The 22,935-nt window shown below is 69.1% G+C and carries 17 protein-coding genes; 8 read left to right on the top strand and 9 right to left on the bottom strand.

What is annotated here, in order from left to right:
• The coding region (locus IEZ21_RS25350; protein ID WP_189324213.1) for a serine/threonine-protein kinase at window positions 1-794 on the bottom strand (794 nt) is incomplete at its 3' end.
• A 126-nt stretch (window positions 795-920) separates the two neighbouring features.
• The gene (locus IEZ21_RS25345; RefSeq protein WP_246568127.1) at window positions 921-2,021 is read right to left on the bottom strand and encodes a maleylacetate reductase; all 1,101 of its coding nucleotides are present in this window, start codon (window positions 2,019-2,021) and stop codon (window positions 921-923) included.
• 273 nt (window positions 2,022-2,294) lie between these two features.
• Here IEZ21_RS25345 and IEZ21_RS25340 point away from each other — a divergent pair, with 273 nt between their 5' ends.
• Window positions 2,295-3,416: a LacI family DNA-binding transcriptional regulator gene (locus IEZ21_RS25340; RefSeq protein WP_189324183.1), complete on the top strand. Its 1,122-nt coding sequence runs from the start codon at window positions 2,295-2,297 to the stop codon at window positions 3,414-3,416.
• Window positions 3,413-5,287, top strand: a complete 1,875-nt coding sequence (locus IEZ21_RS25335; RefSeq protein ID WP_189324182.1) for a glycoside hydrolase family 127 protein — start codon at window positions 3,413-3,415, stop codon at window positions 5,285-5,287. The genes IEZ21_RS25340 and IEZ21_RS25335 overlap by 4 nt, the downstream gene beginning before the upstream one ends.
• Here IEZ21_RS25335 and IEZ21_RS25330 read toward each other — a convergent pair.
• From IEZ21_RS25330 to IEZ21_RS25300, 7 genes are all read right to left on the bottom strand, one after another.
• Complete coding sequence (locus IEZ21_RS25330; RefSeq protein WP_189324181.1) at window positions 5,169-6,761, bottom strand: carboxylesterase/lipase family protein; 1,593 nt, start codon at window positions 6,759-6,761, stop codon at window positions 5,169-5,171. The genes IEZ21_RS25335 and IEZ21_RS25330 overlap by 119 nt on opposite strands.
• Before the next feature lie 94 nt (window positions 6,762-6,855).
• The gene (locus IEZ21_RS25325; protein WP_189324180.1) at window positions 6,856-8,100 is read right to left on the bottom strand and encodes an alginate lyase family protein; all 1,245 of its coding nucleotides are present in this window, start codon (window positions 8,098-8,100) and stop codon (window positions 6,856-6,858) included.
• 29 nt (window positions 8,101-8,129) lie between these two features.
• Complete coding sequence (locus IEZ21_RS25320) at window positions 8,130-11,480, bottom strand: alginate lyase family protein (protein ID WP_189324179.1); 3,351 nt, start codon at window positions 11,478-11,480, stop codon at window positions 8,130-8,132.
• Window positions 11,477-13,009 carry a glycosyl hydrolase family 28 protein gene (locus tag IEZ21_RS25315; protein WP_189324178.1) on the bottom strand — a complete coding sequence of 511 codons (1,533 nt, stop codon included), beginning with the start codon at window positions 13,007-13,009 and terminating at the stop codon, window positions 11,477-11,479. Before IEZ21_RS25315 ends, IEZ21_RS25320 begins: the two co-directional genes overlap by 4 nt.
• A 34-nt stretch (window positions 13,010-13,043) precedes the next feature.
• A complete protein-coding gene (locus tag IEZ21_RS25310; protein ID WP_373302290.1) occupies window positions 13,044-13,943 on the bottom strand; it encodes a carbohydrate ABC transporter permease in 900 nt (299 codons plus the stop codon).
• Complete coding sequence (locus IEZ21_RS25305) at window positions 13,940-14,938, bottom strand: carbohydrate ABC transporter permease (protein ID WP_189324177.1); 999 nt, start codon at window positions 14,936-14,938, stop codon at window positions 13,940-13,942. Before IEZ21_RS25305 ends, IEZ21_RS25310 begins: the two co-directional genes overlap by 4 nt.
• Window positions 14,935-16,290 carry an extracellular solute-binding protein gene (locus IEZ21_RS25300; RefSeq protein WP_189324176.1) on the bottom strand — a complete coding sequence of 452 codons (1,356 nt, stop codon included), beginning with the start codon at window positions 16,288-16,290 and terminating at the stop codon, window positions 14,935-14,937. The genes IEZ21_RS25305 and IEZ21_RS25300 overlap by 4 nt, the downstream gene beginning before the upstream one ends.
• Window positions 16,291-16,461: 171 nt before the next feature.
• On the opposite strand from IEZ21_RS25300, the gene IEZ21_RS25295 reads away from it, so the two are divergent.
• From IEZ21_RS25295 to IEZ21_RS25270, 6 genes are all read left to right on the top strand, one after another.
• The gene (locus IEZ21_RS25295) at window positions 16,462-16,854 is read left to right on the top strand and encodes a hypothetical protein (protein ID WP_189324175.1); all 393 of its coding nucleotides are present in this window, start codon (window positions 16,462-16,464) and stop codon (window positions 16,852-16,854) included.
• 261 nt (window positions 16,855-17,115) lie between these two features.
• On the top strand, window positions 17,116-18,129 hold the full coding sequence (locus tag IEZ21_RS25290) for a hydroxyacid dehydrogenase (RefSeq protein ID WP_189324174.1): 1,014 nt from the start codon (window positions 17,116-17,118) through the stop codon (window positions 18,127-18,129).
• A gap of 120 nt (window positions 18,130-18,249) precedes the next feature.
• Complete coding sequence (locus tag IEZ21_RS25285; protein WP_189324173.1) at window positions 18,250-19,335, top strand: LacI family DNA-binding transcriptional regulator; 1,086 nt, start codon at window positions 18,250-18,252, stop codon at window positions 19,333-19,335.
• 387 nt (window positions 19,336-19,722) lie between these two features.
• On the top strand, window positions 19,723-21,057 hold the full coding sequence (locus tag IEZ21_RS25280; protein WP_189324172.1) for an ABC transporter substrate-binding protein: 1,335 nt from the start codon (window positions 19,723-19,725) through the stop codon (window positions 21,055-21,057).
• Window positions 21,058-21,067: 10 nt separating this feature from the next.
• Complete coding sequence (locus tag IEZ21_RS25275; protein WP_189324171.1) at window positions 21,068-21,952, top strand: carbohydrate ABC transporter permease; 885 nt, start codon at window positions 21,068-21,070, stop codon at window positions 21,950-21,952.
• The gene (locus IEZ21_RS25270) at window positions 21,952-22,905 is read left to right on the top strand and encodes a carbohydrate ABC transporter permease (RefSeq protein WP_246568125.1); all 954 of its coding nucleotides are present in this window, start codon (window positions 21,952-21,954) and stop codon (window positions 22,903-22,905) included. Before IEZ21_RS25275 ends, IEZ21_RS25270 begins: the two co-directional genes overlap by 1 nt.
• Window positions 22,906-22,935: the final 30 nt, after the last annotated feature.

The raw sequence follows: 22,935 nt of genomic DNA, 5'->3' as shown, positions 1-22,935 counted from the left end.
CGGTCCAGCGGGTTCTTCGCCAGCAGCCCCATGATCACCCGGCTGAGCCGTTCGCCCGCCCGCTGTGGCGGGGAGGGCTCGGTCTCCAGCAACGCCATCAGGGCCGCCTCGGGAGCGTCCCGGTCGAAGGGTCCCGCGCCCTCGACGGCGAAGTAGAGGGTGACTCCGAGGGAGAAGAGGTCGGAGGCGGGGGTCGCCTCGCCACCGTGCACCCGCTCCGGGGCCATGTAGCCGGGTGTGCCGATCACCACACCGCTGCGGGTCAGCCGGGTCTCGCGCGGCCGGAGCGAGATGCCGTAGTCCGTGAGCAGGACACGGCGGTCGGCGATCCCGGAGTGGTCGGGCGCGAGCAGGATGTTGGAGGGCTTCACATCCCGGTGGATGATGCCGAGGCGGTGCCCGGCGGAGAGGCCGTCGAGGGCCGCCGCCCCGATCCGGGCCACCTCGCCGGCGGGCAGCGGGCCGCGCTCCCGTACGACGGCACTCAGGTCCATGGTGCCCGGCAGGTACTCCATCACGATCCACGGCAGGCCCTCGTGCTCGACCACGTCGTACACCGTGATCACGTTCGGGTGTTCGCGCAGCTGGGCCGCCTTCAGCGCCTCCTTGCGCCCGCGGGAGGCACGGTCGCCGGAGGCCTCGTCCGGCAGCACCGGGACCTCGATCTCCTTGACCGCCACCTGGGCCCGAAGCTCCTGGTCCTCGGCGCGCCAGACGCTCCCCATCCCTCCGGAACCCAGCCGTTGCCGCAGCCGGTAGCGCCCGGCTATGACCCGTTCCTGCTCCCCTGCCACGTACCGCTCCCCTCACAGCGCGTGTGATCAGCCGACGACCACACGACGTGCTCAACCGACCGCCAGGGGGTCATGGTTACGCGAGACTTCCGGGACCCCTCCCCATCACGCCCGTCCCAGCCGTTCTCAGGCCAGGGCCTCGGCGCGCGGGGACTGACCCTGGTACGCCGCCCTCAGCACCTCCAGAGCCCCACCCATCGTGACCGTCCGCGGATTGGGGTACGCCTCGGCCGCGGTCTGTCCGGACGCTACCGTCAAATCGTCGTCGGTCAGGCCGAGTTCGGCAAGGGAGCGAGGTGCGCCCAGGCGTCCGGCCAGCTCCCACAGGGCGTGCGGGGCGTTGTCCGTGTCGAGGGCACGGTTGAGGGCGGTGATCGCCTCGGGGACGGCGGGTGCGTTGTAGGCGAGGGCGTGCGGGAGCACGACCGTGTGTGTCTCGGCGTGCGGCAGGTCGAAGGTGCCGCCCAGCACATGGCACAGCTTGTGGTGCAGGCCCATGGTGGTCGCGCCCAGGCAGGAGCCGCAGAGCCAGGCCCCGTACAGGGCGCGGCTCCGTGGCCCGATCGCTTCCGGATCGGCCGCCACCCGTGGGAGCGCGGACGTCATCGCGCGGACGCCCTCCTCGGCCATCAGCGTGACGAGGGGCGAGGTGTCGGGGGCGTACAGTGCCTCGGCCGCGTGGGCGACGGCGTTGAAGCCGCTGGTCACGGAGAGGGCCGGGGGCAGGCTCAGGGTGAGCTCGGGGTCGTAGACGACGCTGCGGGGCAGGACGGCCCGGTCGCGTCCGGTGCGCTTGACGCCGTGCTCGGTGACGCCCCAGACGGACGTCATCTCGGAGCCGGCGTAGGTGGTGGGCACGGCGATCAGCGGCAGGCCCATGCGCAGGGCAATCGCCTTGCCGAGGCCGATCGCGCTGCCGCCGCCGACCGCGACACAGCCGTCGGCGCCCGCCGCGTGCGCCACCTCGACGGTCCGGTCGGCGATCTCGACGGGGACGTGCATACGGGCCTCGGAGTGCAGCCCCGCGCACAGGGAGCCCAGCGAGTCCGCGACCGCACGTGCGGCGTGTGCGCCCTGCCTGCCGCACACCACCAGCAGCCGCCGCAGACCGAGCCGTCCGGCCTCGTCGGCCGGTGCGGTCGTCGCGGCGCCGGGCCGGAACACGACCCGTATCGGCCGGCTCTCGAAGGAGAAGTCCGGGACGTTCATGGCGTTCGTGCTGTTCATGGCATTCATGGCTTCGTGGCGTTCATGAGGGGCGCTCCGGGGTGAGCGGCGTGTGTACGAGGAGGCTGCTCTTTTCTGCGAATACCGCGTGTGAGCGCAGATAATCGCTGTCGGCCGCGAAGATGTGCGAGGTGAGGGGCGGGTATCGGCTCTGCGCCCGTCCACCGGGGTGACAAGCGGTTACCCCACCGCTAGCCTCCGGTTTGGGAACCGGTTGCTACAAGTGTTGCCGCAGTTCCCGAGGCACTGTGCTAAGCGGTCGAAGGGGCGGGGATGACGAGGAAGAGCAACGGGGACATCGGGAACCGGAGCACGATCCGGGACGTGGCGGCCCGGGCGGGGGTGTCCGCCTCGACGGTGTCGCGCGTCCTGGCCGGCGATTACCCGGTGAGCACGGCGACGCGTACGCGCGTGATGCGGGCGGTCCGTGAGCTGGACTATGTCGCGGATGCCCGGGCCAAGGCGATCGCGGGCGTCGGCACGCCGACCCTCGCCTTCGTGCTGGACGACATCACCGGCCCGTCGTTCGCGCACATGGCGCACGGCGTGGAGCGCGAGGCGACCCGGCTGGGTCATCTGTGTCTGGTGTGCAGCACGGACGGCGACACCGAGCAGGAGCTGGAGTTCATCGAGACGATGCGGGCCCAGCGTGCCGCCGCCGTGATCCTGGTCGGCGGCACCGCGGACACCGCCGAGTACCGGGCGCGCATGTCCCGTATCGCCGACTCCCTGGCGTCGGCGGGCTCACGGCTCGTCCTGTGCGGACGGCCACCGCTGGATCCGGGCACCCCCGTGACGGTGATCGAGTACGACAACGAGAGCGGGGCGTACGCGCTGTGCGCCCACCTCCTCGCCCAGGGGCACCGGCGCGTCCTGTTCCTCGGGGGCAAGCCGGAGAACACCACGGCCCAGGGCCGCGAGCGCGGCTATCTGGCCGCCCATCGCGCCCGCGGCATCGAACCGGACCCCGAACTGCGCCTCGCCGGCGACTTCACCCGCGACTCGGGCCACCGCCGCATCCGCCAGGCCCTCGCCCAGAGCCTGGAGTTCACGGCGGTGATGGCCTCCACCGACATGGTCGCGGCGGGCGCGCTCACCGCCCTGCACGAGGCGGGCTTGAGTGTCCCGGACGACGTGTCCCTCGTCGGCTACGACGACATCGCCTTCGCCCGCGATCTGCACCCTCCGCTGACCACGGTCCACGTCCCCTACGAGGAACTCGGCCGCCTCGCCGTCCGTACGGCTCTCGGCAGGACACCGGACGCCCCGAACGAGCACCTCCTGCTGGGAACGCACGTGGTGGTGCGGGATTCGGTGGCGGCGGTGCCTGGGCAATTAGTCCCGGACGCAAGCGCCAGGGTTTCCTCACAAGCTCCTACTGGAGGGTTGACGTGACAACGGACAACACCGGTCCGATCCGCTTCACCGACCGTACGCACACGACATTGCACCCGGCGACCACGGCCCGGATCACCGGCGGTTTCTGGGCGGCCAGACGGGCGACCAACGCCGAAGTGAGCATCCCGCAGGGCCCGTCGAAGCTGGAGGAGGCGGGCAACCTCGCCAACCTGCGGGCAGCGGCCGACGGCAAGGGCACCTTCACCGGTGACTTCCAGTTCCAGGACTCGGATGTGCACAAGTGGCTGGAGGCGGCGTCCTGGCAGCTGGCCGACAGCCCGGAGGACACCCAACTGGCCGCACACATAGAGGAGTTGACCGCCCTCCTCGCGGCCGCCCAGGACGCGGACGGCTATCTGCAGACGTACTACCAGGTCGCCCACCCCGAGCTGCGCTGGCAGGAGCTGGACTGGGGACACGAGTTGTACTGCGCGGGCCATCTGATCCAGGCGGCGGTGGCCCACCACCGGGCGACCGGCCGGCGTGAACTCCTGGATGTGGCCGAGCGGTTCGCGGCCCACATCGACGCGACGTTCGGCAAGGACAAGGCGATCGACGGGGTGTGCGGGCACCCCGAGATCGAGACAGCGCTGGTCGAGCTGTACCGCGAGACCGGCGAGCGCCGCTGGCTGGACCTCGCCGGCTACTTCGTGGACCGGCGCGGCTACGGCGTGCTGAACGCGGGCGCCGACCGCGGCGACGACCGCGACATGGGCCGGTCCTACTGGCAGGACCGCGTTTCGGTGCGCGAGGCGGACACGGTCGAGGGCCATGCCGTACGGCAGCTGTATCTGCTCGCGGGCGCCACCGACCTGGCGGCGGAGACCGGCGATGCGGAGCTGCGGGCCGCGCTGGAGCGCCTGTGGGACGCCATGGTGGCGACGAAGACGTATGTGACCGGCGGGGTCGGCTCACGCTATGAGGGCGAGGCCTTCGGCGACCCCTTCGAGCTGCCGCCGGACCGGGCGTACGCCGAGACCTGTGCGGCGATCTCGTCCGTCCAGTGGTCGTGGCGGATGGCCCTGCTGACGGGCGAGGCTAAGTACTCCGACCTCGTCGAGCGCACCCTCTTCAACGGCTTCCTCTCCGGCGTCGGCCTCGACGGCGACAGCTGGCTGTACGTCAACCCGCTCCAGGTCCGCGAGGAGCACGCCGACCGCAGCGGCGACCAGACGGCCCGCCGCACCCCCTGGTTCCGCTGCGCCTGCTGCCCGCCCAACGTGATGCGGCTGCTCGCCTCGCTCCCCCACTATGTGGCGAGCGGCGACGCGGAAGGCATGCAGCTGCACCAGTACGCGACGGGGGTGTACGCCGCCGGGGAGGGCGTCGTCCGCGTGGAGACCGCGTATCCGTGGGACGGCCGGATCACCGTGACCGTCGAGGAGGCTCCGGCGGACCGTGACTGGTCGCTGTCGCTGCGGATCCCCTCCTGGTGCACGCAGTTCAAGGCTTCGGCACCCGATGGGAGCGCTCCGACCGAGACGGGCGACGGCTGGCTGCGGGTGCACCGCCGCTGGTCCGAGGGCGACACGCTCACCCTCGATCTCGACCTGACGGCGCGGCTGACGCGGCCCGACCCGCGCGTCGACGCGGTCCGCGGCTGTGTGGCCGTGGAGCGGGGCCCGCTCGTGCACTGTCTGGAGGGTGTGGACCAGCAGCCCGGGGTCCGTCTCGACGATGTGACACTGCCGTACGGCTCCGAGTTGGCGGTCGCTCAGGAGCCGGAGCTGCTTGGCGGGGTCGCCGTCGTCACGGCCGACGGGCGCCGCCGGAGCGACGGAGGCGGCGTACGGCTGACAGCGGTGCCGTACTACGCCTGGGCGAACCGGGAAGAGGGCGCAATGCGGGTGTGGATTCCCGAGGAGTGACCTCGCCGGCCGGTTCGGCGTCCCACAGGGCGAGTTCGCGGTCGCGCGGACCGTGCACCACCGGCGGCCCGTCCGCGCCGAAGACGCGCACCGGGTGCGAGGCGTCCCAGGCGGGCCAGCCCGGGTCGCCCTCGGCGGCGAACCGCACCCACGCGGAGTGCATCGCGTCGGCCAGGTCCTGCGGGGCTCCCTCGCCCGCGAGCTTGGCCGATTCCGGGATGTCCCCGGTGTCGAAGACGAAGCCGAGCTCCAGGGCGTGGCAGGCGCCGAGGTCGGGGAGGTTCGAGGGCCAGGCGAACTCGTACACGTACGAGGAGCCGGGGCGGGCGTCGGCCAGCCGGTGCAGCGGGATGCGCAGCAGGTGGTCGGTGACCATCTGGCCGAGGAGTTCGGCGGGGCGGGCGTCCGGGTGGAGGGCGCGATAGCCGCGCGGGACCTCGGGGCCGCAGTGGCAGCGTGCCATGGCACCGGCCAGGGCGACCGGGCCGAGCCGGTCGACACGCTCCATGAGACCGCCCGGCACCAGCCACAGCCGGTACTCGTCCTGGGTCCAGCCCATGAGCAGCTCGACGCCCGGCGCGGCAGCACCGTCGACCAGGGCTTCCATCGGATCCCGCGGGACGAGGTCGTCGTCGACGACGACGCCGAAGGAGGGCCCGCCGAGGACCGGAGTGCCCAGTCGCCCCACCTCGGCCTGGGTGCGCAGCAGCAGCTCGCGGTCGACGGCGGCGAAGGCCTCGGCCGTCGCGGGGATCTTCAGCCGGGCCGCCATCCGGCGCACCATGCGCCGTACCTTGTCGCGGTCGAAGGCCTCGGGCGGCGCGCTCTGCAGGACGGCCCGCCGGAAGAGGCCCTGCGCCTGCGGGGCGGCGAGCAGGGCTCCGGTGCTGATCGCCCCGGCCGACTGGCCGAAGACGGTCACCCGGTCCGGGTCGCCGCCGAACTCGGCGATCGCCTCGCGCACCCACTCCAGGGCGGCCAACTGGTCGCGCAGGCCCGGGTTGGGCGGGGTGTCCGGGAAGAGGCCGTAGCCCTCCACGCCCAGCCGGTAGTTGATCGAGACCATGACGACGCCGTCGCGGGCGAAGGCGCGTCCGTCGTAGACCGGCACGGCAGAGGAGCCGCGGGTCAGTGCGCCGCCGTGGATCCACACCAGCACCGGCAGCCGGGCCCCGCGGCCCGGCTCCGGCGTCCACACATTGAGGTTGAGGCAGTCGTCGCCCGGCACGACCGGGTCGGACAGCAGCCGGGCGAAAGCCTCGGAGTACGGGGGCTTCGGCGGTGTCGGCCCGAACGCGCCCGCGTCGCGCACGCCCTCCCAGGGCGTGGGCGGCACGGGCGGCCGGAACCGGCGGGGGCCGAAGGGCGGCGCGGCGTACGGGATGCCGCGGAAGACGGCGATCCCGTCCTCGTACCTGCCGCGCACGGCCCCGTACGGGGTCCTGACCGTTGGCTGCGTCCGATCTGCCGTCATCCGCGCACCAGCTCCTCGCACGCTCGTGAACCGTCGTTCACTTCAGAGCACCACATCACCTCCGGTTATTCCGGCGTGCGTCGCTGGTGGGCGGCTATTTGGCGTACATCACCGTCCCGAAGCCGAGCTGGTCGTAGCCGCCGCTGTTGGAGCCGTAGTCACCGCCCCCGCCCTCGGGCCGCACGCTCTCGGCCATGCGCGTGATGTACGGAACGGACAGGCCCCGTCGCCGTGCGTAGTGGTAATGGAGGATGTCCCAGACGGGCCTGGCCTGGCCGCGGCTCGCGGAGGAGATCACGGTGTGGGACTGCTGGGCGCAGTTCTGGCCTGTGCCCCAGGTGTAGGTCGTGAAGGGGACGTTCTCGCCGAGGTTGTACTTCGCGACGTACTGGGCGGCCTTCATGAACCTGTTGTTGTCGTAGCCGTACAGGTCCTCGCCCTGGTTCCAGGCCATCTCGCAGAAGGCGCCCATCTGGCCCATGCCCATCATGGTGTGGCCCTGGTCGCGGCCCGACTCCTGCCACTGGGCGAGGTTGTCCGGGTGCAGGAACGGCACGGCGTTGCGGATGGAGCCGTTGCCCGCGCCGTTCTTGAAGTAGTTCACGGCCTGGTCGTACTTGGCGCCGTCGTCGCACAGGATCCCGATCGCAAGGATCGAGTTCATGTTGCACAGGTCCCAGTTCGCCCAGTAGTTGGTGATGCAGGCGTCGTTGTGGTTGTTCAGGAACTGGTTGTTGAGCGGGTAGAAGACGTTGAGCATCATCGTCTTGAACCGCTCGAGGTCGAACCCGCTGTAGCCGCGCATGAGTTCGGCGGCGTTCGCGAACTGGTAGCCGTAGATCCCGGCGGCCAGGAAGCGGTCCGCGTTGCCCGTGACGGTGGTGAGGGTGGACGACCAGGCGTTGAGGATCCTGACGGCCGCGTCGGCGTTCGCCCTGGTCCCGCCGACGTGCCAGCGCAGGGCGTTCTGGTAGGCGGCGTGGATGTCGTTGTACAGGATCCCGTAGTTCTGGCCGTCGCCGCCACGGATGATCGTGGCCTGCGGGTTGGGCTGCCAGGTGCTCGCGGAGTGCCCGTTGGCGGTCAGCCGGTTCCAGCCGGAGAGCCAGGGGTCGTCGCCCGCGGCGACCCTGACTTTGGCCCGGTTGAGTTCGCCGTAGGCGTGCAGCGCTCCGGGGTGGACGAACGTCGCGGGAGCGGCGTTCGCGGTGCCGCCGGTCAGGGCTGTTGCCGAGGCGCCGACGGCGAGTGCGGCGGTGAGACCGCCGGCGGTCTTCAGAAGACCGCGGCGGCTCAACTCTTTCTGCTGTCCTTGCTGATGGAGATTGATGCGGCTCATCGTCGTGCATCTCCAATCCCGTGAAGGATCTAGGTGGGGGTGATGCTCACTCCTTCGAAGTGCGTGGTGCAGTGGGCCAGGGGGTCGCGAGAGCAGACCACGAGGCCCACGTCATAGGGGGCGTCACCGAAGCCGGGGATCTCTCCCTCGGCGAGGGGGGTCCAGGTGACGCCGTCATCGGTGGAGACGGCTGCGCTGAAGGCGGTCCCGACGCGCTTCAGTCGCAGCAGGCACGGGAGTTGTACCGCCCCGTTGCCGGTGAAGCGGGAGGCACCCGCCACGGTGGTGCGGAGCATCAGCTGCGCGGTTCCTGAAGCCGCGCTGCCTCCGCTGGTCACGATCGCGCCGGCCGCCTGATCGAAGGGCGACAGCGACTTGGCCATGAGCAGGCCCACGCGGTCGGCCTTCACCGCGCCTGCGCGGGAGGCGAGCCGGGCGGTGATCTCGCAGTCGCCGGTGATCGAGCGACGTACGAACTGTCCTGTCATTCCTTGGTTGTTGACGGTCAGATCGGTCCCGGCCCCACGTACGACGAGGGTCCCGTCCTCGTACGCCGTGCTGCCGGGGGTCCTGACGGCCGCCACACCGAAGGTGCCGAACTCCCGCTCGTCCAGCACCACGTCACCGAGGTCGCCGTACGACCACGGTGCGGGCGGCGGTGTGCCGACCGTGAGCTTCAGCGTGCCGGTTCCGTCGCCGGCGGCGTTGCCCGCGGTGGTGGTGACGGTGAACTCGCCGGTCTCGGTGGGGGTTCCGGAGACCCAGCCCGTGCGCTTGTCCAGGCGCAGTCCGTCGGGCAGGCCGGCCGCGGTGAACCGTATCGGCTCGTGCGAGGCCCGCAGCAGGTGCCGGAAGGCGACGCCCTTGTTCGCGAAGACGGTGGTCGCGGAGGTGAGTTGCGGCGCCGAGGGGTTCGGCATCTTGGCGGTGGCAGGTTCGGACAGCGGGCCGCGTCCGCCGCGGTTGGTCTTGGCGACGGCGTAGTGGTACGTCGTGCCGGGCCGCCCGGTGGCGTCCGCGTACCGGATGCGGGTGCCGAACCCGACCGGGCCGACGTCGGTCCCGACGGTCACATAGGGGCCGTCCGCGTCGGTCGCCCGCAGCACCTTGTACCGGGCGGAGAGGTCGGGGTCGGTCCAGGCCAGCTCCACCGCGTCGGCGCCCGCGGTCGCCCGCAGGTCGCCGGCGGTGCGGGTGGGGCGCGGCACGGTCCAGACCTCTCCGGATGCGGAGGTCACGCTGACGTTGTCGAAGGCGCCGGTGCCGGTCTCGGCGTACTCCTCGTCGACGCCGAGGCAGGAGGTGAGGACGAGGCCCGCGTACGCCGTCTGCCCCAACTCGACGTCGGTGGAGCCGACTTCGGTCCAGCTTTTGCCGTCCGGAGAGATGGCCCCGGTGCAGCGGCGGCCCTTGCGGGTGACGCGCACCCAGTACGGCATGCGCATCCGGTAGCCGTCGCCCGCGCCTTCCACGTACGGAGCTTCGATGGGTGTCGCCGACTCCGGGAGCTTCCCGAGGTCGGAGATCGGGAACGACGCCTTGCTGGTGATGGCCTGCTGCTGGGTGGGCGGCACGGGAGTGCTGCCGGTCGCGGAGACGGATGCCCCCGTCTTCGGGCGTACGGTCCACACACCGCTCCAGGTGTGCAGCGGAAGCCCCTGGATGAGCATCGAGGCGTGCGGGGCGTCACCCTCCGAGGGAGAGCTGCGCAGGGTGACGCCGATCTTGGAGTACTGCGAGCTGAGCGGCCACACGATCCGCGCGGTGATAGTGCCGTCGCCGCGCAGCGGCAGATGGGCCAGGCGGTACGTGTCCGCTGTGCCGCTCGCTTCCAGCAGGAAGCGCTCGCCGTCGAAGTAGGCGGAGCCCGGGATGCGTACGTCGCCCACGTCCCGCGTGGACCAGGGCTCCGGGAGCCCCGCGGTCGCCGCCGTCCGGCTCGAACTACCGCTCTTTCCCTGCGAGTTGGCGGCGATGACCGAGTAGTAGTAGGTGCGACCCGCGCGCACGTCGCGGTCCTTGTAGGTCACCTTGTCGATGCCGGACGCGAGGGGCTCGTACGGTCCTTCGGGCTTGGCCGACCGCTCGACGGTGTAGCTGCTCGCCCACGCGGACGGCACCCAGGACACCGTGACGCCGTCGCCCTGCCCCACCGCCGTGACTCCCGCCGGGGCCTTGGGCGCGGCGGGCGAGGCCTTCGCGCCCGCGTAGGTGAGGGTGCCCCAGCTCGGCAGGTCGTCGTTGCTGCCCTCCACCACGCGGGTGCCGCCCGCGCCACGGAAGAGGACGTTCTTCGTGTACGGGGCGTCGAGGCCGCGTACGCCTGCGTAGTGCGCGTACGCCATCTCGTAGATCGGCGGGATCTGGCCGCGCACCTTTTCCGAGACGGTCGTCTTGATGTACTTGCCCGTGCGGTCCAGGTCGGGGGTGAAGGGGACGTCGCCGCCGAGGTTGTAGCGGGCGGCGTACTCGACGTTCGCGAGGAGTCGGTTGTCGTCGAAGCCCCACAGGTCGACGCCCTGGTTCCAGGCGACCTGTGCGGCGTCGGCGTGCAGGCCGACGGCGAGCTGTTCGTGGCCCTGGTCGCGGCCGCTCTCCTGGCCCTGGCCTGCGTCCGTGACGATGCGGCCCTGGACGCTGCCGTTGCCCGCGCCGGCCGCGGCGAACCGCAGGGCGTCCTCGAACAGGGTGCGCTTCTCGCAGAACACGCCGATGGCCAGGATGGTTTGAAGGGCCGTCAGGTCCCAGTTGCCGTTGGCGTACAGCATGTAACCGGACACGGACGGATACCAGACGCGCAGGAAGGACTCCTCGCAGCGTGCGATGTCCGCGTCCGCCCAACCGCCGTAACCGCTGTGCCGCAGCAGCTCGGCGGCGTTGACGAACTTGAAGCCCTGCAGGCCCGCGCCGAGCGGGCCGTCCGCGCCCGTCACGGTGGTGAGCGAGGCCGACCAGGCGTTGAGGATGTCGCGTGCCTTGTCGGCGTGGGCGCGGTTGCCGGTGATGCACCACATCAGGGCGTTCTGGTAGGCGGCGGCCGAGTCGGCGACTGCCTGGTTCATGAAGTTCGACGGGCCGCGGCCCCAGGAGGTGATCTGTCCGGTGTTCTGGATCGGGTACGTCGCCTGCGAGCGGGCGTGGGCGGCGAGGGCGAGGTAGCCGTCGTATACCGGGGATTCCTTGGCGGCGACGGCGGCCTTCATGCGCGCTATGTCGTCGGCTGTATGCAGTAGGCCGGGATGGGTGAACTGTGTGCGACCCGTCTGGTGGCCGGCCGCCCGGGCGGTGCCGGGCGCGAGCAGTCCGCTCGTGCCCGCCACCAGCAGCAGGGCCGCCGTGCCGCCGAGGAAGTTCCGGCGGCTCGGAGCAGAAGTGATCATGACGCGGCGGCCGCCTCGGCCTCGGCGGTGGTGAGGAACTTCAGGTTCGTCACGTGCTCGTTGACGAACATGGGCACGCCGTCCGCGGCCAGATACCACCTCGGCTTGCCCGTGCTGTCGGCGATCACCCTGCCGTTGACGCGGAGGTTCTCGAAGGTGACGTCCTTGATCGCGTGCTCCGCGTCGAGGCCGGCGATGATCGAGAGGTCGGCGTTCTTGCCGTTGTAGCTGAGGTCCTTGATGTAGACGGACTCGATGCCGCTGCCTGCCGAGGTGTTGTACTTCGGGTTGTACTCGACCCGCATGTGGATGAGCTGGCCCCAGCGGAAGTCCTCCACGCGGATGTCGTCGAACCTGACGTCCCGGACGATGTTGCTGTCGCCGACCATGAAGGCGATGGCGCCCTGGTAGGTCACCTGCGGCTCGCGGTGGTCGAGGATGTCGATGTTCTTGTAGCGCAGGTTCTCCAGCACCTCGGGGGTGTCGGAGTTGCCGTGCACGCCGATGTTGATCGGGTGGGCGACGTCGGCCCAGAGGGAGCAGTTCTTGACGGTGATGTTGCGGGTGTCGCCGTAGAAGTCCCAACGGTGGGTGTAGAGGGCGACGCAGTCGTCGGAGGTGCGCAGGAAGCAGCCGTCGATCGTGACGTTCTCGGAGCAGTAGAGCTGGATGCCGTCACCCCAGCCCTGGTGGCTGAAGGCGCGCAGGTTCTTGATGGTGAGGTTGTTGGACTCGGCGACCCTGATGTTCTCGTACCGGGGGTTGAGGATCGTGACGCCGTCGATCGTGACGTTCTCGCACTTGCGGACGAAGACCGCGCCGCCGGTCGTGTCGTAGATCACGCCGCGGCCGATCAGTCGGGCGTTCTCCACGTTCTCGAAGATCACGGCCGAGGTGAGGACGGCGCCGGCGGCCAGGTAGACGGTCGTGCCGTCGGGCACCTTCAGCGTCCGGTCGGGGTGGGTGTGCAGACCGGGCCCGAAGTACATGACCTTCTTGTCGCCCTCGGTGGGCACGTCCTGCTCGATCGGGTTCGCGAACAGGTGCAGGCAGTCGAAGATCTTGTCGTCGATCTGGACGACGAGGTTGCGGGGCTGGTCCAGGGTGAAGCGCGCGGTGCTGCCGAGCACCTCGGGCTTGATGCCGTACGAGTCCGGGCGGATGCGGACCTTCTCGCCGCCGCCCGGGTTGTACGTGACCTCGACCTCGACGGTGCCGGAGAAGTCGAAGGCGGCCCAGGAGGAGTTCTGGGCTCTGTTGCTGCCGGTGTTCGCGTCGATCAGTGCGAGCTTGGCAAGGTAGACGCCGAGCTTCTGCCAGGTGCCGCCGAGCGGCCGGACCTTGACGGTGAAGGAGTTGTTGACAGGCACCTTCGGAAGCGTCGGGTGGATGACCACTCTGTCGCCGGCGGCGCCGGGCTCCTCCGCCGCGGCGGCCTGTGCGGTTCCCACGATGCTGCCGGCCAGGCCGGCGGCGGCGATGACACCGGCGGCCTGGAGGGTGGTCCGGCGTGACAGGGGCGCGTTCATGCGTAACTCCTTGCAAAAGGTTCGGTAAGAGGGACTACTTCAGTCCGGTGGTGGACATCCCGGCGACGAAACCGCGCTGGGCGACGAGGAAGATCAGCAGGATGGGGACGACGTACATCACGGAGCCCGCGGCAAGGAGGTTGTTGACGGGCAGCCCGCCGTCCGTGACATAGGAGGTCATGATGGCGACGGAGAGCGTGGTCTTGTCGCTGGACAGGAGCAGCATCGGGGCGATGAAGTCGCCCCAGGTCCAGGTGAAGGCGATCACGAAACTCGCGGACAGGACCGGCCAGGACTGCGGCAGGAAGATCCGCCAGAAGATCCCGGCGTAGCCGACGCCGTCGATGATCGCGGCCTCCTCCAGCTCCCGTGGCATCCCGGCGAAGAACTGCCGGAAGAGGAAGACCAGATACGGGGCGGCCGACAGCCCCCACAGCACCCACGGCCAGTAGGTGTCGACCATGCCGACCTTCGCGAAGATGAGGTACGTCGGGAAGAGCGTGATCATCTGCGGCAGCATCATCGAACCGAGCAGCACACCGAACAGGATCTTCTTGCCGGGGGCGCTCAGGCGGGCGAAGCCGAAGCCGACCCAGGCGGAGCTCAGGGTGACCAGGGTGGCGTAGATCAGGGAGATGATCAGGGAGTTGCGGGAGTATCCGAGGAAGTCGATGGCGGTGAAGGCATCGGCGAAGTTGTGCCACTGGAAGTTCTCGGGCAGCCAGCGCACCGGGGAGGCCGCCAGTTCGGGCGTCGTCTTCAGACCGGTGAGGATCAGCCAGCCGAAGGGGCCGAGCATCAGGCCGGTGATCACGACGAGCACGGTGTAGAGGACGAGGCGGGACTTGCGTACTCGCACCCGGCCCCCGGAATCGGGGGTCCTGGGTTCCATGGAGGTCCGCGGGGCCTTGGGGGGCACGGTGGTGGCGGTCACTTCTTCGCCTCCGGGTCGACGTTGTAGAACACCACACCGGACGTGAACTTGAAGATCAGGCCGGTCGCGATGAGGATCAGGACGAAGAGCACCCACAGGAGTGCGGAGGCGTAGCCGTAGCGGCCGAGCGCGAAGTACTGCGCGAACACGTGCATCATGTACATGTAGTTGGACTGCGGGATCGAAGTGACCCCCGCCGGGGTGGCGTTGGCGGCGAGCAGCATCGGCATGATGGTCTGCACCGAGGCGATCATCCCGGTCACGGCCTGGAAGAGCAGGACCGGCGAGAGCAGCGGCACAGTGACGCTGCGGAAGGTCCGCCAGGCGCTCGCGCCGTCGATCCGGGCCGCCTCGTGGAGTTCGCGGGGTACGTCCTGGAGCCCGGCCAGCGAGATGATCATGATGTTTCCGGCCGCCCACAGCACCGTCATCAGGATCACGTAGCGGGCGTACGGGTCGTCGAGCCAGGCGATGGCGTCGATGCCGAAGAAGTTGAGGACACCGTTGGTGGCGCCGGAGTCCCGGTTGAAGAGCTGCTTGAAGATGAGACCCGCACCCACCGGCGGCACCACGGCCGGCAGGTAGAGCAGGGTGCGCCACAGGCCGCGCGCCTTGAGCGGCCTGTTGACCAGGACCGCGAGCATCATGCCCGCGATGATCGACAGCGGTACCGAGGTGATCGCGAACAGACCGGCACGCCCCAGGGCGTCCCAGGTCACCGGGTCCGAGAGCAGCTCCTGGTAGTTGCCGAGTCCGACGTAGCGCCAGTTGGGGGAGATGCCGTCGAAGGTGGTGAAGCTCAGCCACAGCGCGTACGCCATCGGGCCGATGGTCAGCAGCAGGAAGCCGATGATCCAGGGCGAGGTGAACATGTAGAACGCCCGGTGCCGGCGAGCGGTCATGGAGGTCCGGGACCCGCCGCCGGAGCGTACGGCGCCGGTGCCTGCGACGGCCCGTGGCCGCTCGGCGACCTCGGGAATCTGGTCGACTGTCATCCCACCTGCTCCTTACCGCGCTTCAGCTGCTCGTTGAGGGCCGAGTTGAGGCGTCCCGCGAGGGTGTCGACGGAGATCTGGCCGTTCATCGCGGCCGGCATGACCTGGTTGATGAGGGCTTCCATGCCGTCCCACTTGACGTAAGGGGTGAAGGGGGTCACCGAGAAGTGCTTCAACTCGGCCTCCTGCGCCTTGAAGACCCGCTTCTGGTAGTCCTCCTTCTGCGGCATCAGCGGGCGCAGCGACTTGAGCGTCGGTATCCCCCAGCCGCCCTCCGCGCGCCCCTTGGCCGGCGCCTCACCGAAGAACCACTCGAAGACTCGCCAGGCGGCGTCCTTGTTGCGTGCCTTCTTGGGCATCCACATGCCGGTGCCTGCCTGGCAGGAGCTGAGCCGTGGGCCGCCCTCGAAGACGGGTGCGGGGGCGAGGCGGGAGATCTTCGCGATCTTCGGGTCTGCGTTGATCATGCCGCCGAGCCAGTAGCCGTTGCCGGACATGGCCATGCGGTTCGCGACGTAGGTGGGACCGTCCCAGGTGTCGGGGTTGGGCTGGATGAGGCTCGGCCCGGTCTTGGTCTTGGCGTACTCGACGTACCAGGTCAGGGCCTTGCGGGCCTCGGGGCTGGTGAAGTCGACCCGGCTGAAGTCATCGGAGAACAGGCTGCCTCCGGCGGCGGCCGTCAGGTTCGTCAGGAGGATGGTGAGGTTCACACCGTTGTAGCTGCCGCCGTACACGGTGGTCTGGCCGTTCTTGCGCTGGACCAGCCGCTTGGCGTTCTCCAGCCACTCCTCGTACGTGATCGGCTCGGTCTCGGAGGGGTAGTCGACGCCCGCCTTGTCGAAGCGCGCGGTGTTGTACCAGAACATCGCGTCCTGGGAGAAGTCCTTGGCCATGCCGTAGCGGGGGCCCTTGCCCTGGGTCGTGCCGTCGAAGCGCCACACGTCGTTGGCCGGATCCAGGTCGTCCGTCTTGAGGATGGTCGACTTGGCGAAGTACGGGTCCAGGTCCTCGGCCACACCCCGGGCGGCGAAGTACGGCGCGTCCATGGCACCGAGGCCGCGGACCAGGTCCGGCGGGTTGCCGTTGGTGAGCATCGCGATCAGCCGGGTGATGTCGTCCTGCACCACGGTGATCCTGATGCCGAGTTCCTTCTGGGCCTGCTGGATCAGCTCCGGGGAGATGTCGTCGAGTTTGACCATCATCGTGATGCTCTCGCCGCTCCCGCCGCCGCTCGCGGCGCCCGCGGTCGACAGCGCGCAGCCGCTGAGGGCTGCCGCGCCTGCCGCGGCACCGCCCGCCGAAAGTGCGAGGAACCGACGGCGGCTGGGAGGAGCACCGGGGTGTGCGTGCATGTACGCCTCACCTTCTTGCTGGGGAGTTGGGCAGGCCGACGGGAGCCGGCAGAGAGCCGACCGGATTTTGACAACCGGTTGCTATGAGCGGGTGGGCAGAGCATCTTCCTGTCTGGAAACTGCGTCAAGAGCCTTGACGGACTTTCGAAAAGACTGGGTAACCTCGGCGACATGAGCCAGACGGCCGGAGAGTCGCTCCGGAGTCTGCGGCGAACCAACCAGGAGCAGCTCCTGGCCTTGCTGCTCGACCAGGGTCCCCTGCGTCGTGCGGCGCCGGCACGGCCGGCGGGAGCGTCCCATACGACGGTCTCGGCCATCGTCGACGAGCTGCCGGCGCGCGGCCTGGTCGCCAAAGCCGAGGGGAAACCGATTGCCGATCTCGACGGACGCGCCGGTGATCAGCCGTCGGTCAATCCACGTGCGGTGGTCGTGGCCGGGATGAACCACACCTTCGACGACGCGTGGGGGCATCTCGGCGACCTCGCCGCGCGGGAGGCCGCGAGCGCCGGCACGCCTCTGGACCCGACAGCGGTCCGGCCGAGCAGATCTCCCTCCACTGGCTGAAACATCCCGTAACCGATTACGACGACATGTAGGGTCACGTCACCACCGACAGCGACCGGCGAACCACCCCCTCTGGCACGGCAGAACCACCGAATCCGCTGCTCCACCGCCTGCCGCTGCGTTGGCTCAGGTGCCCGAGAACAGCCGAGAACCTCGCGAAACGCCATCCTCGGCGGTCATCAAGCGCATTGACCACCCCTCACGTCAGACTTACGGTAGAAGACGCTTTCAGAAAACGTTTCCCAGCACCTCAGGAGAGTCATGACCAGCGCCCAGCCGCCGAGGGCCGTGTTCGCCATGGACCCGGTGCACCTCCCCCTGCTCTTTCCTCCGCCGCTGATGGCACGGCTCCAGCAGATCGCCGAGATCGACACCACGCTCGTCGTACAGGACTTCACCGCACCCGACGCCGCCCCGGCGCTGGCCCGGGCCGAGGTGCTCATCACCGGCTGGGGCTGCCCCCACCTCGACGCGGACGTCCTCGCCGCGGCACCACGCCTGCGCACCGTCCTGCACGCCGCGGGCTCGGTCCGCTCGCTGGTCGGTGAGGCTCTGTGGAAAAGCGGGATCAGCGTCTCCAGCGCGGTGACCGGTAACGCGCTGCCGGTCGCGGAGTACACGCTCGGCATGATCCTGCTCGCCGGGAAGGACACCTTCGCGCACCGCGAGCGCTTCCGGGACACCCACGCCTACCCGTCCACCGCCGAGACCGCGGCCACGGGCAATCTCGGCCGCCGGGTGGGGATCATCGGCGCCTCACGCGTGGGCCGCCGGCTGCTGGAACTGCTGCGGCCCTTCGACCTCTCCGTCGCGTTGTACGACCCCTACGTGGACGCCGAGGAAGCAGCGGCGCTGGGCGCCGAACTGCTGTCGCTCGAAGACCTGCTCAGACGCAGCGACATCGTCAGCCTGCACGCCCCCTACATCCCCGAGACCCACCGCATGCTCGACCGCGACAAGCTCGCCCTCATCAGGGACGGCGGAGTGGTGATCAACACCTCCCGCGGAGCCCTGGTCGACCCCGACGCGCTGTCCGACGAGCTGGTCAGCGGCCGGCTCAGCGCCGTACTGGACGTCACCGAGCCCGAACCGCTGCCCGCCGGATCCCCGCTCTACAAGCTCCCCAACGTCTTCCTCACGCCGCACATCGCCGGCTCCCTCGGCAACGAGCTGGCCCGCCTCGGTGGCATCGTCGTCGATGAGCTGGAACGCGTTTCCGCAGGACTGCCTTCGGCCCACGAGGTACGTCATGCAGATCTGGCCCATGTCGCCTGAACTCCGCCCCGCGCACCCCCGACCACCCCGGAGAAACAATGGGATACGGTTCCAGCACCGGCCCGGGGCAGGGTCCCGGCTCATCCGGTGGGCAGTCGCTACGGTGAAGGAGCCGATACGGTGAGTGAGCGCACGGCGTCGGGTGACTCCGGACGGGCCACCATCCGGGACGTGGCGGCACAGGCGGGCGTCTCGGTCGCCAGCGTCTCGCGCGTCCTGTCCGGCAACTATCCGGTGTCGGAAGAACTGCGCCGCCGGGTGATGAAGGTGGTTCAGGACCTGGACTACGTCACCAACGCCCACGCCCGCTCACTCGCGGGTGGCGGCACGCCGACGGTGGCCATCCTCATCAACAACATCACCGGTGCCGCCTTCACCCACGTGGCCAAGGGAGTTGAGGGCGCGGCCTCGTTGCGCGGCTGGCTCTCGCTGGTCGGCACGACCGGCGACGACCCGGAACGCGAACTCGCGCTGGTCAACCTCATGCGCCAGCAGGGCGTCGCCGCGGTGATCCTGCTCGGCGGCGCGTACGACTACGACGAGTACCAGCTGAGGATGGCCCGGTTCGCCCGTTCCCTGGACGCGGCCGGCTCGCACCTCGTGCTGGTGGGCAGGCCTCCGCTGGAGGGCGACGTACCGGCGACGACCGTCGACTACGACAACGAGGGCGGTGCCTACGCCATGGCCAGCCACCTCCTGTCCGCCGGTCACCGCCGCGTCCTGGTGCTGCCGGGCCACGCCGAACTCACCACCGCCCAGGGCCGGTTGAACGGCGCGCGGCGAGCCTTCGAGGCGTACGGCGTGCCCTTCGATCCGAAGCTGGTGCTGCACGGCCCGTACGACTACGAGCACGGGTACGACGCCGTCGAGGAAAGCCTGCGCCTCGGGCTGGACTTCACGGCGGTGCTCGCGGGGACCGACGTGGTCGCCGCGGGCGCCATGCAGGCCCTGCGCGCGGGAGGGCTCAGGGTGCCCGAGGACGTGTCGATCGTCGGCTACGACGACATCCCCCTGGCTTCTCAGCTCACCCCCCAACTGACCACCGTTCACGTGCCGTACGAGGAGATGGGCCGCGTCGCGCTGCGCGCGGTGGCCAGCCGGCGCGAAACCGGTACCGGCCGCCGCAAGGGCGGCGACGGCGACCATGTGGTGCTGGGCACGCATGTCGTCGTACGGAACTCCGTCCAGCCTCCCCCGGTGTCTTGAGGGCCTGAGAGGTGCCCCAGCCCGGCAGTCGTAAGCGCCGGGATGATTGCTGTTACGTAAACGTCTTCGAGGATGCTCGAAGACGCCCTGCAGCGCTCCAAGAGTGCCGCAGGAATCGACTCCCGCCCCGCTGACCTGTGCTTTCGCTTCAGTGCGCGGGTGGGACACGACAGCGATGGCACGCAATGCCACCGACAACCAAACTTAACAATTTGCCGTCGGACTCTTGCGTGAATCAGAGCGGGCGACCTACGTTTCACAGCAACCGTTTTCTACAGCTTCCGCAGAGGGTTTCCGAGACACGAGCCGGCGTCTTCCCCGCTCGCCGTCGCCCCACCGAGCCACCCCTCTTCCGCGATCGTCTACGCCTCGAAGGATGACCGTACGATGAACTTCACCACCCCCCGGAGAAGGTTCGCTCGCGCCGCTGTCGCGGGCCTCGCCCTGACAGGTCTGCTCGCTGCCTGCGGCGGCTCCGGAGACGACGAGCCCGCCGAGTCCTCCGGTCCGGTCACCCTCGACTTCTGGGGCTGGGCCAACGGCCAGGAGGCCGTCGTCAAGGCCTTCAACGCCAGCCACAAGGACGTCCAGCTCAAGTACACCAAGGTCACCGACCAGCTGACCATGCAGAAGCAGCTGACCAACGCCGTCAAGGCCGGCAACGCTCCCTGCATGATGCAGAACACCGGCGAGTACGTGACGAGCTGGGTCTCCCAGGGCGCGCTCGCCGACATCACCGAGTACGTCGAGGCCGACAAGGACAAGTTCAACCCCGGCTCGTGGGCCACCGGCCAGGTACAGGGCAAGGTCTACGGCGTCCCCACCGCTTCGGCGCCCGCCTTCACCATCTACCGCACCGACCTCTTCGAGAAGTACGGCCTCAAGGCCCCCGCGACCTGGGACGACTTCATCGCCGCGGGCAAGGAGCTGAAGAAGCACAAGATCAAGATCACCAACTATGCCGGTGAGGACCCGAGCACCCTGGAGGTGCTCGCCATGCAGGCCGGAGCCCAGTGGTACTCCGTCGAGGGCGACTCCTGGGTGGTGAACTTCCAGGACGAGGGCACCCTGAAGGCCGCCGACGTGATCCAGCAGATCATCGACAACGACCTGAACTCCAAGCTCTCCTTCGCCGACTACGCGGCCGTGCAGCGCAACTACGACAACGGCGGCACCGCGACCCGGCAGATCTCCACCTGGCAGATGTCCGGCATGGTGCAGAACTTCACCAAGTCCTTCGGCGACTGGGCGCTGTCCCCCTGGCCGACGTTCAAGGGCGAGGCGCCCAAGACCCCTGCGGGCACCAACCAGAGCGGCAACCTGACGCTGGTGTCCGAGCAGTGCAAGAACAAGGAGCAGGCCGCCGAGGCGGCGCTGTGGATGTCCACCGATCCCGGTGCGGTCAAGACCATGGCGAGCCCGGAGACCGGCAGCGGTGTGATGCCGGCGCTGGCCGACAGCGAGGCGTACGTCTCCGAGGCGATCTCCGAGAAGCTGCTCGGCAAGAACTACGAGCCGGCCAAGAAGATCGTCACGGACAGCCTGGGCACCATCAACACCGACTGGACCTTCGGCCCGAACTGGACCGCGATGTTCACGGAGATGCAGGACGAGTGGGCCGCGGTCGTCAGCAAGAAGCAGAAGGTCACCGACCTGCTCGCGCACATGCAGGAGTGGACGGTCAACGACCTGAAGCAGCGCGGCATCAGCGTCAAGGGCTGAGGCACACTTCATGATTCGCTCACTGCGCTGGAAGGGTGCCGCCTTCACGGTGCCCTTCCAGCTCGGCTTCGTCTTCCTCTATCTGCTTCCGATCGGCTACGCGGTCTACCAGTCGCTGTATCTGCAGAAGCAGTCCGGACTCGGTCTCGGCGGCGCGACCAGGGAGTTCGTCGGGCTGGAGAACTACCAGCAGGGCCTGACCGACTCGGCGTTCATGACGTCCATCCTCAGGGTGGTGCTGTTCGCCTGCGTCCAGATCCCGTTCATGCTGCTGGTCAGCCTGTTCCTGGCGCTCCTGCTGGACGCGGTCACCTCGAAGGTGGCCGGCCGGTTCCGGATCCTGCTGCTGGTTCCGTACATGATCCCCGGCGTCGTCGCGGCCATCGTGTGGGTCAACCTGTACAGCCCCGCGGTGGGCCCGCTGACACCGCTCGGCGAGCTGTTCGGCTTCGACTGGAACTTCTTCGCGCCCTCGATGGTGTGGCCGGCCATCGGCAACCTGCTGACCTGGCACGGCATCGGCTACAACATGGTGATCATCTACTCGGCGCTCCAGTCGGTCCCCCGCGAACTGTTCGAAGCCGCGCGGCTTGACGGCGCCTCCGAGCTGCGGATCGCGCGGAGCATCAAGATCCCGTTCGTACGCGGCGCGCTCGTCCTGACCGCTCTGCTGTCGATCATCCAGATGCTGCAGATCTTCAACGAGCCCGCGCTGTTCCGGAACGTGACCCCGCAGACGGTCAGCGACGACTTCGCCCCGATCATGATCATCTACAACCAGGCGTTCAACGCCGGCAACTACAACTACGCCGCGGCCCTGTCGGTGCTGCTCGCCCTGTTCCTCGGCATCGCGTCCTTCCTCTTCTACCGGCTGACCTCGAGGGAGGCGGACTGATGGCACTGACGAAAGACCGTAAGGAAAACGACACGGGAAACGGTACGAAGACCGCCGCCGTGCCGCCCCGCGGAGGCAACGGCGTCCGCCGGCGCACCCGCCCGGATCCCGCTGCCCGGTCACGGGGCGGGCAGCGGTTCATCCTCGTCGGTCTGGTCCTGGCCAGCGCCTACAGCCTGTTCCCGGTGTACTGGCTGATCATCGCCGCGACCAAGGACCGCGTGGGGCTGTACCAGAGCAACGGGTTGTGGTTCTCCGGCTTCCACCTGTGGGAGAACCTGCAGCAGGTGTTCACGTACGAGGACGGCATCTTCCTGCGCTGGACCGCCAACTCGTTCCTGTACGCGGGAGTCGGCTCCCTCGGCGGCACCCTCATCGCCCTCCTCACGGGCTACGGCCTTGCCCGCTTCGACTTCCCCGGGCGGGGCGTGGTGTTCGCGACCGTGGTGGGCTCCTTCCTCATCCCGATCGCGCTGCTCACCCTGCCGCTGTACCTGATGTTCTCGGAGATCGGCCTGGTCGACACCCCCTGGGCGATGCTGATCCCCTGCCTGATCAACCCGTTCAGCGTGTACCTGGCCAAGGTCTACACGGAGGCCACGATCCCGTTCGAGCTGCTTGAGGCGGCCCGGATCGACGGTGCCGGTGAGCTGCGGATCTTCTTCAGCATCGTGCTGCGGATGATGACCACGGGCGGCGCGACGGTGTTCCTGCTCGCCTTCGTCAACACCTGGAACGCCTTCTTCCTCCCGCTGACCGTGTTGCGCGGCGAGGAGAACTGGACGCTCAACCTGGGTCTGTACAACTGGTCCGGCAAGCGCCTGGAGTCGGGCATCGACGTGACCAGCCTCGTCCTGACCGGTGCGCTGCTGTCCATCATCCCGATGGCGATCATGATGGTCGCGATGCGCCGCTACTGGCGGAGCGGCGTCACTCTGGGCGCACTCAAGTAACCAAGTCCCTGGAACGCAACTCGGCGGTCA

Origin of the sequence: Streptomyces flaveus (genome assembly GCF_014647675.1) — a bacterium.
In the GTDB taxonomy this organism is placed as follows: Bacteria; Actinomycetota; Actinomycetes; order Streptomycetales; family Streptomycetaceae; genus Streptomyces; species Streptomyces flaveus.
Note: the sequence above shows the minus strand (reverse complement) of the source record. Positions and strands in the feature narration are given on the sequence as shown.